General features: G+C 72.7%; 13 protein-coding genes. 7 read left to right on the top strand and 6 right to left on the bottom strand.

Features of this window, described 5'->3' with window-relative positions; translation table 11 throughout:
- Nucleotides 1-72 precede the first annotated feature (72 nt).
- Entirely contained in the window at nucleotides 73-1,440 is a 1,368-nt protein-coding gene (locus DI005_RS24910) for a wax ester/triacylglycerol synthase family O-acyltransferase (protein ID WP_113643841.1), read from the bottom strand.
- Between the two features lie 124 nt (nucleotides 1,441-1,564).
- Here DI005_RS24910 and DI005_RS24915 point away from each other — a divergent pair, with 124 nt between their 5' ends.
- From DI005_RS24915 to DI005_RS24925, 3 genes are read left to right on the top strand one after another with little or no spacing between them, the layout of a single operon-like run.
- The gene (locus DI005_RS24915) at nucleotides 1,565-2,566 is read left to right on the top strand and encodes a glutathione S-transferase family protein (protein ID WP_112271068.1); all 1,002 of its coding nucleotides are present in this window, start codon (nucleotides 1,565-1,567) and stop codon (nucleotides 2,564-2,566) included.
- Between the two features lie 22 nt (nucleotides 2,567-2,588).
- Nucleotides 2,589-4,220: a thiamine pyrophosphate-binding protein gene (locus DI005_RS24920; protein ID WP_113643767.1), complete on the top strand. Its 1,632-nt coding sequence runs from the start codon at nucleotides 2,589-2,591 to the stop codon at nucleotides 4,218-4,220.
- Between the two features lie 25 nt (nucleotides 4,221-4,245).
- Nucleotides 4,246-4,650: a CoA-binding protein gene (locus tag DI005_RS24925; RefSeq protein ID WP_113643768.1), complete on the top strand. Its 405-nt coding sequence runs from the start codon at nucleotides 4,246-4,248 to the stop codon at nucleotides 4,648-4,650.
- Between the two features lie 2 nt (nucleotides 4,651-4,652).
- On the opposite strand, the gene DI005_RS24930 is transcribed toward DI005_RS24925, so the two are convergent.
- Nucleotides 4,653-5,030 (bottom strand): nitroreductase family deazaflavin-dependent oxidoreductase, encoded by a 378-nt coding sequence (locus tag DI005_RS24930; protein ID WP_112271074.1) that lies wholly within the window; start codon nucleotides 5,028-5,030, stop codon nucleotides 4,653-4,655.
- Nucleotides 5,031-5,078: 48 nt separating this feature from the next.
- Here DI005_RS24930 and DI005_RS24935 point away from each other — a divergent pair, with 48 nt between their 5' ends.
- The 3 genes from DI005_RS24935 to DI005_RS24945 all read left to right on the top strand — a co-directional run bounded on the left by DI005_RS24935 (nucleotide 5,079) and on the right by DI005_RS24945 (nucleotide 8,876).
- The gene (locus DI005_RS24935) at nucleotides 5,079-6,296 is read left to right on the top strand and encodes an MFS transporter (RefSeq protein WP_233520307.1); all 1,218 of its coding nucleotides are present in this window, start codon (nucleotides 5,079-5,081) and stop codon (nucleotides 6,294-6,296) included.
- A gap of 99 nt (nucleotides 6,297-6,395) precedes the next feature.
- Nucleotides 6,396-7,499 (top strand): MFS transporter, encoded by a 1,104-nt coding sequence (locus DI005_RS24940; protein ID WP_228714185.1) that lies wholly within the window; start codon nucleotides 6,396-6,398, stop codon nucleotides 7,497-7,499.
- 9 nt (nucleotides 7,500-7,508) lie between these two features.
- Nucleotides 7,509-8,876, top strand: coding sequence for an FAD-binding oxidoreductase (locus tag DI005_RS24945; RefSeq protein ID WP_113643772.1), 1,368 nt, complete (start codon nucleotides 7,509-7,511; stop codon nucleotides 8,874-8,876).
- Nucleotides 8,877-8,922: 46 nt separating this feature from the next.
- Here the strand turns inward: DI005_RS24945 and DI005_RS24950 are convergent, their stop codons facing one another.
- A complete protein-coding gene (locus DI005_RS24950; RefSeq protein WP_113643773.1) occupies nucleotides 8,923-9,615 on the bottom strand; it encodes a B3/4 domain-containing protein in 693 nt (230 codons plus the stop codon).
- Nucleotides 9,616-9,625: 10 nt separating this feature from the next.
- A complete protein-coding gene (locus tag DI005_RS24955; RefSeq protein WP_113643775.1) occupies nucleotides 9,626-10,237 on the bottom strand; it encodes a LysE family translocator in 612 nt (203 codons plus the stop codon).
- Nucleotides 10,238-10,265: 28 nt separating this feature from the next.
- Here DI005_RS24955 and DI005_RS24960 point away from each other — a divergent pair, with 28 nt between their 5' ends.
- Nucleotides 10,266-11,738, top strand: a complete 1,473-nt coding sequence (locus DI005_RS24960) for a PLP-dependent aminotransferase family protein (protein ID WP_199543208.1) — start codon at nucleotides 10,266-10,268, stop codon at nucleotides 11,736-11,738.
- Here the strand turns inward: DI005_RS24960 and DI005_RS24965 are convergent.
- Together DI005_RS24965 and DI005_RS24970 are read right to left on the bottom strand one after the other, a co-directional pair.
- Nucleotides 11,735-12,322, bottom strand: a complete 588-nt coding sequence (locus DI005_RS24965) for a GNAT family N-acetyltransferase (RefSeq protein WP_199543209.1) — start codon at nucleotides 12,320-12,322, stop codon at nucleotides 11,735-11,737. The genes DI005_RS24960 and DI005_RS24965 overlap by 4 nt on opposite strands.
- Before the next feature lie 11 nt (nucleotides 12,323-12,333).
- Nucleotides 12,334-12,690 carry an NUDIX hydrolase gene (locus DI005_RS24970; protein ID WP_233520308.1) on the bottom strand — a complete coding sequence of 119 codons (357 nt, stop codon included), beginning with the start codon at nucleotides 12,688-12,690 and terminating at the stop codon, nucleotides 12,334-12,336.
- Nucleotides 12,691-12,734: the final 44 nt, after the last annotated feature.

Genomic DNA, 12,734 nt, shown 5'->3' on the forward strand with positions numbered 1-12,734 from the left:
CTGTCAAACACTTCTTTGGAGGTTAGCGCGGTCCGACCGCAGTGAAGGTGGCCTTCACTGCAGTCGGGCGGGCTACCGGGCCGCGTACTCCAGCTCAGCCAGTGCGGTGTCCAGGTGCAGCAGGAGCCGCTGGAGATGGGGGACGCTGCGGCGGCAGCCGGTGATGCCGAAGTCGAGGTTGTCGCCGTTGTTGGTCAGCGTGATGTTGAGCGCCTGCCCGTCGAGTAGCACCGACGCCGGGTAGATGCCGTCTAGCGTCGCCCCGTTCCAGTACATCTGCTTGCGCGGGCCCGGCACGTTCGAGATCACGATGTTGAACGGCGGGCGCGTGTGGTTGGCGTAACCGGGCAGCGGTGAGGCGCCCAGCGGTGCGATGTTGAGCGCCGACAGCAGCAGGATCTGCAACGGAGTCAGCTCCTTGAACAGGCGCTTGCCGTCGGCCATCGAACGGGAGATCACCGCGAGCCGCTCCGCCGGATCGGACCGGTCGGTGCCGAGGTTGCACAGCAGCGCGCCGATCTGGTTGCCGGACGCCTCGCCCGAGTCGGCGCGGCTGCGCAGCGACACCGGCACCATCGCGGTGAGCGGCGCGTCCGGAAGCGCGCGCTGCTCGATGAGGTAGTCGCGCAACGCGCCCGCGCACATCGCGAGCACCACGTCGTTGCGCGACACCCCGGCCGCCGTCGCCACCTTCCGCACCCGTTCCAGCGGCCACGACTGCGCGGCGAACCGGCGCGCACCGCCGATCGCGACGTTGAACATCGTCCTCGGCGCCTGCAACGGCAGCGTCAGCGTGTGCTCGCGGAACGCCTCGGTCGCCACCTTCGCCGTCATCCTCGGCACGCCGGCGAGCTGTTTCGCCGTGCTGCACGCCCCGCGCAGCAGGGCGAGCGCGTCGGGCCTGCCGCGCCTCGGCTGGGCCGGTCCGCGCGACCCCCACGGCGCGGGTCCGTCCATCGCCAGCGGGTCGTCGCTCAGGGTGCTCTGCAGCTGACGCAGGGCCGAGACGCCGTCCATCAGCGCGTGGTGGATCTTGCTGTACATCGCGAACCGGCCGTCGTTGAGGCCCTCGACGAGGTGGACCTCCCAGAGCGGCCGATGCCGGTCGAGCAGCGTGCTGTGCCAGCGGGACGTCAGCTCGAGCAGCTCCCTGACCCGGCCCGGCTGGGGCAGGGCGGAATGCCGGAAGTGGTAGTCGAGGTCGAGCTCGGACTCCTCGGCCCACGCGAGGTAGCCCCCGGTGTTGACGGGGCGGGCCGGGCGGCGCCGGAACAGGCTTCGCACGCTGGAGTTCTCCAGCAGGCCCTCGCGCAGCGATTTCAGGTAATCCGGTCCCGCGCCGTCGGGCTTGGTGAACAGCTGCAGGCCACCCACGTGCATGGGGTGTTCCCTGGTTTCGATGAACAGGAACATCGAGTCCGTCACTGGCATCATCGGCATGACGTCCACCCTCGCGTCGCTCGGCCGGCGTTCGATGTGCGCCGTGTGGCGAGTCTACGTACCAGTGCCCCGTCAAGAACGGTTCAGCACCCAACCGTCCTTGACGGGCACTAGGGTCACTGGCATGACCATTCCGACCGATCCCGAAACCGGCGAGTTTCATCGGGCCCCCAACAGGTTCGCCGAGCGGATCACGGCGGACGGTCGCGACGGCTGGCCCGTCGAACCCGGCCGCTACCGGCTCGTGGTCAGCAGGGCGTGCCCGTGGGCGAGCCGGGCGCTCGTCGTGCGGCGGCTGCTCGGGCTGGAGTCCGTGCTGTCCGTCGCCGTGGCCGATCCGATCCAGGACGAGCGGAGCTGGCGGTTCACGCTCGACCCCGGCGGCGTCGATCCCGTGCTGGGCATCCGGTATCTGCACGAGGCGTACGCGAAGGCGGACCCCGACTACGACGGCGGCATCAGCGTGCCCGCGATCGTCGACGTGCCCAGCGGCAAGCTCGTCACCAACGACTACCCGCAGATCACGCTGGACCTCTCGACGGAGTGGACGGCCCACCACCGCGAGGGTGCGCCCCAGCTGTACCCGGAGGAACTGCGCGAGGAGATCGACGAGGTCAACCGCGGCGTGTACGCGGACGTCAACGCGGCCGTGTACGAGGCGGGGTTCGCGTCGAAGCAGGCCGCCTACGAGAACGCCTACGACCGGCTCTTCGCCCGTCTCGACGAGCTGTCGAAGCGGCTGGAGAACCAGCGCTACCTCGTCGGCGACACCATCACCGAGGCCGACATCCGGTTGTTCACCACGCTCGTCCGCTTCGACGCGGTGTACCACGGGCACTTCAAGTGCAACCGCGACAAGCTCACCGAGCTGCCCGTGCTGTGGGCGTACGCGCGCGATCTGTTCCAGACTCCGGGGTTCGGCGACACCGTCGACTTCGACCACATCAAGCGCCACTACTACCAGGTGCACGAGCAGATCAATCCCACGCGCATCGTGCCGAAAGGTCCGGACCTCTCCCTGTGGGCGACGCCGCACGGGCGTGAGGCGCTCGGCGGCAGGCCGTTCGGCGACGGTACGCCCCCCGGTCCGCCGCCGGGCGAGGAGTCCCTGCCGCCGCAATGGTGAGCGCTGCTCGTATCCTCGCGTCGTGGGTCGGACCGGAGCACAACATCTCGTCTCCGCACTGGGCGAGCTCGGGGTCGACATCGCGTTCGGCCTGCCCGGCGTGCACAACCTCCCGATCTGGGATGCCCTCTCCTCCGCGGGCATCCGGATCGTCGGGGTCCGCCACGAGCAGGCGGCCGGGTTCGCCGCCGACGGCTACGCCCGCGCCACCGGCAGGCTCGGCGTCGCCGTGGTCACCACCGGTCCGGGAGCGGCCAACACCCTCGGAGCCGTTGGCGAGGCGATGGCGTCGGCGTCGCCGGTGCTGGTGCTCGCCACCGACATCCCGTCGACGCTGCGCAGACCGGGCATCGTGCGCGGCGTCCTGCACGAGACCAGCGACCAGCAGGCGATGTTCTCGCCGGTCACCAAGGCGGGCTTCACCGTCGAGCACCCCGACGACCTCGCGGGCACGGTGCGGCGCGCGGCGAGGCTCGCGCTGCGGCCGCAGAGCGGGCCCGTGTACGTCGGAATCCCGACGGACTTCCTCACCGCGGAGTGCCTTGACCGCAACGATTCCGAGCCCACCGAGCTGCTCCACGCCCTCGACGTCGAGGACCTCGACCGGGCCCGCGAGGTGCTCTCCGCCGCCGAACGGCCGCTGATCTGGGCGGGCGGGGGCGCGCTGCGCTCGGGCGCGGGCGAGGCCGTCGGCCGGCTCGCCGAGACCCTCGCGGCGCCGATCATCACGACGTTCGCCGCCCGCGGCATCGTGCCGCCCGACCACCCGTGCCGCGCGTCGAACCCCGTGCACACGCCGGAGGTCGGCGCCCTGTGGGACGAGGCCGACGTCGTGCTCGCCGTGGGCACCGACTTCGACGGGCTCATGACGCAGAACTGGCGGATGCCGCAGCCTCCGCGGCTCATCGCCGTGAACGTCGACCCCGCCGACGCCGCGAAGAACTACCCACCGGACCTGCTGCTGCTCGGTGACGCGCGGCAGGTGGTGGAACGGCTGCTCGTCGGCCTGTCCGCGCGGCCGGGCCTCGACGCGCTCTCCCGCAGGCTCGACGAGATCGAGCTGCGCGTGCGGCGGCGGGTCCGCAAGGAGGAGCCGCAGGCGGCGGAGTTCCTGGCCGCGCTTGGGGAAACGCTGCCCGACGACTCGGTGCTCGTGTCGGACATGTGCGTGGCGGGCTACTGGGTCGGCGGCTTCTACCGGATCGCCGCACCGCGCAAACTCGCCTACCCGATGGGCTGGGGCACGCTCGGGTTCGGCTTCCCCGCCTCGCTCGGGGTCGCCGCCGCGGAGCAGGGCAGGGCGGTGTGCGTCACGGGTGACGGCGGATTCCTCTACGGCGTCGGCGAACTGGCCACGGCGGTGCAGGAGAACCTGCCGATCACGGTGGTCGTCGTCGACGACGGCGGCTACGGGATGCTCCGCTACGACCAGACGAGGGCCGGGCTGCCGCATCGGGGCGTCGACCTCGTGACGCCGGACTTCGTCGGGCTGGCCAAGTCGTTCGGCGTCTACGCCGACCGGGTGGACGGGTTCGGCAGGGCGTTCCGCAGGCTGCTGCGGGAGTTCACACGCGCCGACGAGCCGAACGTGCTGGTGGTGAGCGCCGAGCTGAGCCCGCCGCTCAACACCTCTCCCCGCTGGTACCGCAAGTAGGCCGGGCACGACGCACAATGGCGGTATGGACGACACAGCCGCGCGCATTCTCCGGGAGTCGAAGACCATCGCCGTGGTGGGACTGAGCCGCCACCCCGCCAAGGCGGCTCACTCCGTGCCCGCCGCCATGCAGGCGGCCGGGTTCCGCGTGATCCCGGTGAACCCGACCGCCGACGAACTGCTCGGCGAGCGCGTCTACCGCTCGCTTTCGGACATCCCGGACGAGGTCGACGTGGTGAACGTGTTCCGGCCCTCGCCCGAGGCCGCCGGGGTCGCGCGCGAGGCCGTGCGCATCGGCGCGAAGGCGTTGTGGCTACAGCAGGACATCGTCTCGCCGGAGGCCCGCGCGATCGCCGAGGAGGCCGGGCTGACCTACGTCGAGGACCAGTGCATGGCAGTGGTCCGCGCCATCAACGGCATCCGCAAGTAGCGTCACTCCTCGGCCAGATAGAGCAGGTCGTTCACGCTCAGCACGCCGAGGAACGCCCTGACCGGCTGCGGGAGCGCGCCGCGGCTCTCGTCGTGCACGAGCCGTGGCCGCACGAGCCGCACCGTGCGGCCACGGGTCTCCAGCTCGCAGCCGCCCTCGGCGAGGACGTTGCGCACCCAGTCGGTGTCCGGGCCGTAGGTGAGCGCGATGACGTAGCCGCCCTTGATCCGGAACACGTTCAGCGGCGTGCGGTACGTCCTGCCGGATTTGCGGCCCCGGTGGACGAGGATGCCGAACCCCGGCAGCCGTCCCGCGCCCGCGCTCGCGATGCGGTTGGTGACGACGCGGTTGAAGCGGGCGAGTCCCCTCGGCAGTGGCATGGCCCGCAGTCTGCCGTATGCGGGCCCACCGCGTGTGAGGATGCGGGGGTGCATCTGCTGGAGCGGCACGCGGCCCGGCGCCGGAGCCTCGGGTTCTGGCTGGTGGCGACCGTGCTGTTCCTGCTCATGTTCGCCGCCAGCGCGCCCTCGCCGCTCTACGTCGTGTACCAGGGGCTGTGGGGGTTCAGCCCGGCCACGCTCACCGCGGTGTTCGCGGTCTACGTCCTCGCGCTGCTGGCCATGCTCGTGTCGGCTGGCGGGCTGTCCGACTTCGTCGGCCGCAAGCCCGTGCTGGCGGCGGCCATCGCCGTCGAGGCGGCGAGCATGCTGTTGTTCCTGCTCGCCGACGGCGTCGGCTGGCTCTACGCGGCCCGGATCCTGCAGGGCGTCGGCACGGGGCTCGCGACGGGCACGATCAGCGCGTCGCTGATCGACCTCGAACGCAGGCCGGGTTTCGGCGCGCTCGTCAACAGCGCCGTGCCCACCGCGGGGCTCGCGGCCGGCGCGCTCGGCACGGGCCTGCTCGTGCAGTACGCCCCGGCGCCGACGCGGCTGGTGTACGCGCTGCTGCTCGTCGCCTTCGTGCTCACCGGGCTCGCGCTCGCTGTCATGCCGGAGCCGGTGCGCCGCAGGCCGGGTGTGCTGCGCTCGCTGCTGCCGGAGCTGGGCGTGCCGAAACGCGCGCGCCTCGCGTTCGCGGTGGTGCTGCCGTCGCTCATGGCCACGTGGTCGCTCGGCGGGCTCTACCTCTCCCTCGGTCGCTCGCTGGTGGTGGAGGTACTGGGTGTCACCGCGCCGATCGCGGGCGGGCTCGTGATCTTCCTGCTGATGGGCACCGGGTCGGCAGCGTCGATGCTGCTGCGCGGACGGGACTCCCGCACGGCGATCGTCGCGGGCGGACTGTTCCTCGCGGGCGGGGTCGGGCTGTTGCTCCTGGCGCTCACCCTGCCATCGCCCGCGCTGTTCTTCGCGGGCACGGTGGTGAGCGGCTTCGGTTTCGGCACGTCGTTCCTCGGCGCGTTCCGCACGGCGACGGGCCTGGCCGAGCCGGGAAGCCGGGCCGCGCTCGTCGCGACCCTCTACACGGCGTCGTACCTGTCGTTCAGCCTGCCCTCGCTCGCCGCCGGCCTCGCCGCGACGAACCTCGGCCTGCATCCCACCGCCACCGGCTACGGGCTGGTGGTGATCGCGCTCGCGCTGACGGCTGTGGTCGCGACCGTTCGCTTCGCGCGGAAAACCCGCGACAGGACGGGCGAATCGGGCTAACCTCGCCGCATGCCGTTCCTTTGACGTAGGACACCGCTTCCCGCCGACGCCCGTCCGTTCGTCCGGCTGATCCGGCTCTGGGCGCTGCTGGCGGATGTCGTGCCCCTGTACCCGCTGTACGCGCTGCTGTTCGCCGACACCGGGCTGTCCGACGCCGAGATCTCCGCGCTGTTCGCGATCTGGTCGGTGGTCGGCATCGTCGTCGAAGTGCCCACGGGCGCGCTCGCCGACCGGTTCTCCCGCAAGAGCGCCCTCGTGGCGGGCGGGGTGCTGCAGGCGGCGGGTTACGCGCTGTGGACGGCGACTCCCGGCTTCACCGCGTTCGCCGCCGGTTTCGTGCTGTGGGGACTCGGGGGCTCGCTCGTGTCCGGTTCGGTGGAGGCCCTGCTCTACGACGGCCTGGTCGCGACCGGCGCGCAGGAGCACTTCACGAGGATCTACGGCCAGGTCGGCGCGTTCGAGCTGATCGCGCAGATCCCGGCCGCCGTCGCCGCGACGGTGCTGTTCCCGCTCGGCGGCTACGAGCTCGTGGGCTGGGCCAGCGTCGCCACGTGCCTCACCGCGGCGTTCGTCGCGTCCCGCGTCCCCGAACCGCCGCGCACCGAATCCGGCGAGGAAGACGGCGAGGCGAGCTACCTCGCGGCCCTGCGAACGGGTGTCGTCGAGGCGGTGCGCAGTCCCGCCGTCCGCGGAGCCGTCGTGGCCGTGGCCCTGCTGACCTCGCTCGACGGCATCGAGGAGTACTTCCCCCTCCTGGCCCGCGACTGGCACGTGCCTGTCGACGCGATCCCGCTCGCGGTGGTGGCGATCCCGCTCGCCGGTGCCGCCGGCTCGGCGCTCGCGGGCAGGCTCGACCGCCTTCGCCCGCTCTCGCTCGCGCTCGTGCTCCTCGCGGGCGTGCTCGTGTTCGCGCTCGCGGGCCTGCTCGGGGTGCCGCTGGGCCTGGTGTTGGTGGGCCTGTTCTACGCGGCGTACCGGGCCGTGCTGGTGGTCGCGAACGCCAGGTTGCAGGAGCGCATCGACGGCACCGCTCGTGCCACGGTCACCTCCGTGGCCGGACTCGGGACGGACCTGGCCGGGCTGCTGCTCTACGCGGCGTGGGCGGTGGCGGGGCTGCCCGCCGCGCTCGGGCTCGCGCTCGTGGTGGTGGCGGTGCTGCCGTTCGGCCTGCGCGGGAGGTCGGCGGCCGGGGCCCGCACGTAGCCTGCCCACATGCTGATCGACGACCTCAGGCGCGAGCTGGCCCCCGACCGTCTCGTGGAGGACCAGGACGTCGCCTCCGGCTACAGCCACGACGAGGCCGAATGGGCGCCGCACGGCAAGCCGGTGGTGGTGGTCCGGCCGCGCACGGCCGAGGAGGTCCAGACGGTGGTCAGGGCCTGCCTGCGGCACGGCGTCCCGCTGGTGCCGCGCGGGGCGGGCACGGGCCTGTCGGGCGGGGCCAACGCCGTCGAAGGCGGCGTGGTGCTCTCGACCGAGCGGCTGTCGGCCATCCGCGAGATCAACCCGCTGGAACGCCTCGCCGTGGTGGAGCCTGGCGTCGTCAACGACGACCTGCGAGCGGCCTGCGCCGAGCACGGCCTGTGGTACCCGCCGGACCCGGCGAGCGCGCCGTGGTCGACCATCGGCGGCAACGTCGCCACCAACGCGGGCGGGCTGTGTTGCGTGAAGTACGGCGTGACCCGCGACTACGTGCTCGGCCTCCAGGTCGTGACGGGCACGGGTGAGCTGGTTCGGCTGGGCAGGCGCACCGCGAAGGGTGTCGCGGGCTACGACCTCGCCGGGCTCATGGTCGGCTCGGAGGGCACGCTCGGCGTAATCACGGAGGTGACCGTGCGGCTGCGCCCGCTGCGCGATCCCGAGCACACGGTCGCCGGGTACTTCTCCTCGGTCGTCGACGCGGGCCGCGCGGTGTCGGCGGTCGCGGCCGCCGGGCTCACGCCGTCGGCGCTGGAGCTGGTCGACAAGCACTGCCTCGCCGCCGTGGACCAGTGGAAGAACATGGGCCTCGCCGTGGAGGCCGACGTGGTGCTGCTGGGCCGCACCGACGCGCCCGGCGCCGCGGGCGAGCGCGAGGCCGCCGCGATGCTGGAATGCTTCGAACAGGCGGGGGCGAGCTGGGCTGCGCGTTCGACCGACCAGGAGGAGGCCGACGCGCTGTTCGCCGCGCGGCGGCTGGCCTACCCGGCGCTGGAGCGGCTCGGCCCGGTGCTGACCGAGGACGTGTGCGTGCCGAAGGCGGCCGTGCCCGAGATGCTCGCGCGCATCGAGGCCGCGGCCGCGCGCCACGACACGCTGATCGCCAACATCGCGCACGCCGGGGACGGCAACCTGCACCCGCTGCTCATCACGCCGCCGGGCGACGACGACGCGCGGGTGCGCGCACAGCGGGCGTTCCACGAGATCATCGCCGACGCGATCGACCTCGGCGGCACGGTGACCGGCGAGCACGGGGTGGGGCTGCTCAAGCGCGACGGCCTCGCCGGCGAGCTCGACCCGCCCGTGCTGGACATGCACCGTGCCGTCAAGGCCGCGCTCGACCCGCACGGCATCCTCAACCCCGGCAAGATGATCCCCTAGAGAGGGTTCCGGTTGCTTGCGTGGCCGTGCGGGCTTCAGAACCGCTCTAGAACTCGAAGCGAGGCTCATCGGCGGTCAGCAGTGCCGTTTTCGTTGCTACGCCCCAGATCGCGGTCAGCTCACCGGCGAGCGTGGGGACGAGCCGCGCGACGTCCTCGGCCGCGCCGGCGTGCACGGCTTCGGCGACGATCAGCACCGACGCGGTCGAGTCGCGCACCACCGACAGCCCGCTCTGCCGGTTGGTCCAGCGCCGCGCGTGTGCGTTGCCCTCGGCGTCGGCGAACGTCACCTCGCCCTCGGCGGGGTGCTCCGGCTGGCCGGACAGCGTCAGGGACCGCTCGCCGCCCGTGGCGTGCCGGACCTCCAGCCCACCTCGGATCGCGGCCCGGTCGAGCACGGCGACGGGGATCGCGAAGGCCATCGACACCGCGTTGCAGAGGTCCACCAGGGGATGGATCGCGGGCAGCTCGCCCTCCCTGCGGAAGCGGCGCAGCAGCGACTCCGCGGCGCAGCGGTACCGCGTCGGTTTGAGGCCCATGCGCGAGAACGTCCGCCGCCACGCCTGGATCTCGGGCAGGACGGCCTCCGTGCCGGAGGAGAGCCTGTCCGCCGCGACGGCGGTGTGGGCGGCGACGCTTTCGGCCACGGCGGCGTGCTTCGTGATGCCGTCCGCGACGATCGCTCCGGCGGCGAGCTCGGGGTGCCGGGCCCGGATCCCCGGTGAGTGCTGGAAGTACACGCGCTTCTCGCTATCGGTCGGTGAGGGCGAGGCTGGTGGCGAGGCCGGCGAAGGAGCCCGCGAAGACCCGGCGGCTCCACGTCAGCACGCGAGGCCGGGAGATCACGTGGTCGCGCACGGCCGCCGCGAACAGCCCGTACGCGGCGAACACGAGGAACGTCACCAGCATGAAGACCCCGCTCAGCTCCAGCAGCTTCGCCAGCGAACGCGGGTCGTCGTGGCGTACGAACTGGGGAAGGAACGCGACGAAGAAGATCGTCAGCTTGGGGTTGAGGACGTTGATGAGCACCGCGGAGGTGATCACCTTCGCCGCGGGCTCCGGCGGCGCGTGTTCGCGCACGACGAGCGTCCGTTGGTCGCGCAGCGTCGTCACGGCCAGGTAGAGCAGGTACGCCACCCCCAGATAGCGCAGCACCTCGAAGGCGAGTGCACTCGTGTGCAGCAGCGCGGCCAGGCCGGTGAGGGTGGCGACGATGTGCGGGATGACGCCGAGGGTGCAGCCGAACGCCGCGACAAGGCTGGCGCGCCTGCCCCGCGAGACGCCCGCGGAGAGCGTGTAGATCGCGCCGGTGCCGGGGACAGCGGCCACGACGAGCGAGTTCAGCAGGAATGCCGCGTTCATGCCTTCACTGTCCTGCCACAATGGCCCGATGAGTAGGGCCAAAGGCAGGCCATCGAAGGGGTCCATAACGTCGCCGGGCTCCGACTTCCTGCAGCTGGACATCGCACAGGCTCCCGCGGGCGGCCGGGCGGCGTGGCTCGCCGAGCGTCTGCGGCTCGCGATCGCCGACGGCCGCCTGCCCGTCGGCGGCAGGCTTCCCGCCACGCGCGTGCTGGCGGCGGACCTGCGCGTGTCGAGGGGCGTGGTCACCGAGGCCTATCAGCGGCTGACCGAGGACGGGCATGTCGTGGGGCGCGGCCGGGCCGGCACCGTCGTCGTGTCGGCTCCGTTGGCGCCGGTGCCGTCGGCGTCCCCGCCGGAGCCGCCGACGCCGTTCCCGGTGACGCCCGGCGTCGACGTCTTCGACACGCTGCGCACCGCGCGAGCCCGGATCGACCTGTCCTCGGGAGTGCCGGACCTCGCGGCGTTCCCGCGTTCGGCGTGGCTGCGCGCGGAACGGGCCGTGCTCGGCCGCCTGGCGCCCGCCGACTTCGGCTACGGCGACCCGAGGGGAACGCCCGCGCTGCGCACGGCCGTCGCCACCTGGCTCGCGCGCTATCGGGGTATCCGGGTCGACCCCGCGGAGGTCGTGGTCGTCGCCGGCGTGGCGCAGGCACTCGGCCTGCTCGCGCAGGTGTTGCGGGACAACGGGATCACCACCGTCGCGGTGGAGGACCCCGGCTCGCTCGGGGCCCGGCAGCACCTGCGGAGCTGGCGGCTGGAGACCCCGCCGGTGCGGGTCGACGCCGCGGGCCTGTGCGTCGACGAGCTGACCGCTGCGGGCCATCCCGCGGTGATGCTGACCCCGGCGCACCAGTTTCCGACCGGGGTCGTCCTCGACGGAGACCGGCGGCGCGGCCTGCGGCAGTGGGCCGAGGCGGGCGGGCTGATCATCGAGGACGACTACGACGCCGAGCACCGCTACGGCCGCCCGCCCGTGCCCGCGCTGCGGGCGACGCTGGCTGAGCATGTCTGCTACGCCGGGAGCGTGTCGAAGCTGCTCGCGCCCGCGTTGCGCGTCGGCTGGCTGCTGGCGCCCACGCGCTACCGGGAGGCGGTGACCGCGGCCAAACGCGATGCCGACCTCGGCAACGCCGCGCTGCCGCAGCTGGTGCTGGCCGAGCTGATGGAGTCGGGCGAGCTGGAGCGGCACCTGCGCCTGCTGCGCCGTCGCCACGTCCGTCGCAGAGACGCCATGATCGCGGCGATCGAGCGGCACCTGCCGGGCGCCGTCGTGCACGGCGCGGCGGCCGGGCTGCACCTGATGATCACCTTCGCCGGGTCCTTCTCCGACACCGACCTCGCCGCGGCGGCGTTTGCGCGGGGCGTCAAGGTGCAGCCGCTGTCGTGGCACAGCCAGCGCGGAGGGCCGCCGGGACTGGTGCTCGGCTACGCGGCGAACGCGGTGGGCGACATCCAGGCGGGCGTCGCGGCCGTGGGAGCCGCGCTCCGGGAAATCTAGGGCTCCTTGCTCATGGCCCACGTCCTCGGCCCGTGGTGTGGCAGCTCGATCTCAGCGACCACCTCGAAGCCGAGCTTGCGGTAGAGGGTGACGTTGCCCTCCAGCGACGTCTCCAGGAACGCGGGCACCCCCTCGGCCTCGGCGGCGCGCAGCCCCGGCTCGATCACCGCCCTGCCGAGCCCTCGGCCTTGCCGATCGGGCCGCACGCCCACGGTGCCGAGGAACCAGCTGGGTGTGGTGGGCCGGTGCGGTGCCAGCGCGGCCTCGGTGGCCGCCGCGATCGCGGCCCGGTCGCCCGCGATGGCGGCCAGCTCGGGAGCCAGCTCGGTGAAGACGCGCCCGATGCCCGTCGACGCAGGCGTGGTCCAGACCGCGACGGCCCCGGCGTCGTCGCTCACCCACACGCGGCCGTGGGGCAGGCCGATCCGGCTGAGGAACCGGCGTTGCATCCGCGCGAGCCGGTCGAGATGGTCGTCAGCGGCGATGGTGTGGCGGGTGAACGGGTAGTCGGCGAACGCGGCGCACAGGGTCTCGGTGGCGGGATCGATGTCGGCGGGGTTCGCCTCGCGGATCAGGGAGCTCATCACCGCCGACCTTACCGGGCCGTGCCGAGGCGCAGCGCCTCCACGAAGTGCGCCGCCATGGGCAGACCGCACGCCTGCGCGGGGAAGAGCCAGGCATGGTCGTCGTGCTCGGCCGGGTTGAGCACCACCTCCGCATCGCCCGGCTCCCGCGCCTCGTAGACGACGGCGTGCACGCGCGGATTCCGGCCGGTGACGTCCATCCAGGTGTGGCTGCCGCGCTCGCGGGTCACCGTCACGGCGAGCCCGGTCTCCTCGGCGATCTCGCGGACGGCGGCCGACTCGGGGTCCTCGCCGGGCTCGACGGTGCCGCCGGGCAGTTCCCAGTTGCCGCCGAGGAAGGTCCCCGGCGCGCGCCGCAGGAACAGCACCGTTCCCGCGCGTTGATCCAGCAGTACACCAGATGTTTCTCCGC

Source organism: Prauserella sp. PE36 (assembly GCF_003311655.1).
Lineage (GTDB): Bacteria > Actinomycetota > Actinomycetes > Mycobacteriales > Pseudonocardiaceae > Prauserella_A > Prauserella_A endophytica.

Excerpts from the sequence above, each read along its gene's own strand:
- DI005_RS24910 (WP_113643841.1), bottom strand. The coding sequence starts at position 1,440 with ATGCCGATGATGCCAGTGACGGACTCGATGTTCCTGTTCATCGAAACC.
- DI005_RS24915 (WP_112271068.1), top strand. The coding sequence starts at position 1,565 with ATGACCATTCCGACCGATCCCGAAACCGGCGAGTTTCATCGGGCCCCC.
- DI005_RS24925 (WP_113643768.1), top strand. The coding sequence starts at position 4,246 with ATGGACGACACAGCCGCGCGCATTCTCCGGGAGTCGAAGACCATCGCC.
- DI005_RS24930 (WP_112271074.1), bottom strand. The coding sequence starts at position 5,030 with ATGCCACTGCCGAGGGGACTCGCCCGCTTCAACCGCGTCGTCACCAAC.
- DI005_RS24945 (WP_113643772.1), top strand. The coding sequence starts at position 7,509 with ATGCTGATCGACGACCTCAGGCGCGAGCTGGCCCCCGACCGTCTCGTG.
- DI005_RS24955 (WP_113643775.1), bottom strand. The coding sequence starts at position 10,237 with ATGAACGCGGCATTCCTGCTGAACTCGCTCGTCGTGGCCGCTGTCCCC.
- DI005_RS24960 (WP_199543208.1), top strand. The coding sequence starts at position 10,266 with ATGAGTAGGGCCAAAGGCAGGCCATCGAAGGGGTCCATAACGTCGCCG.
- DI005_RS24965 (WP_199543209.1), bottom strand. The coding sequence starts at position 12,322 with ATGAGCTCCCTGATCCGCGAGGCGAACCCCGCCGACATCGATCCCGCC.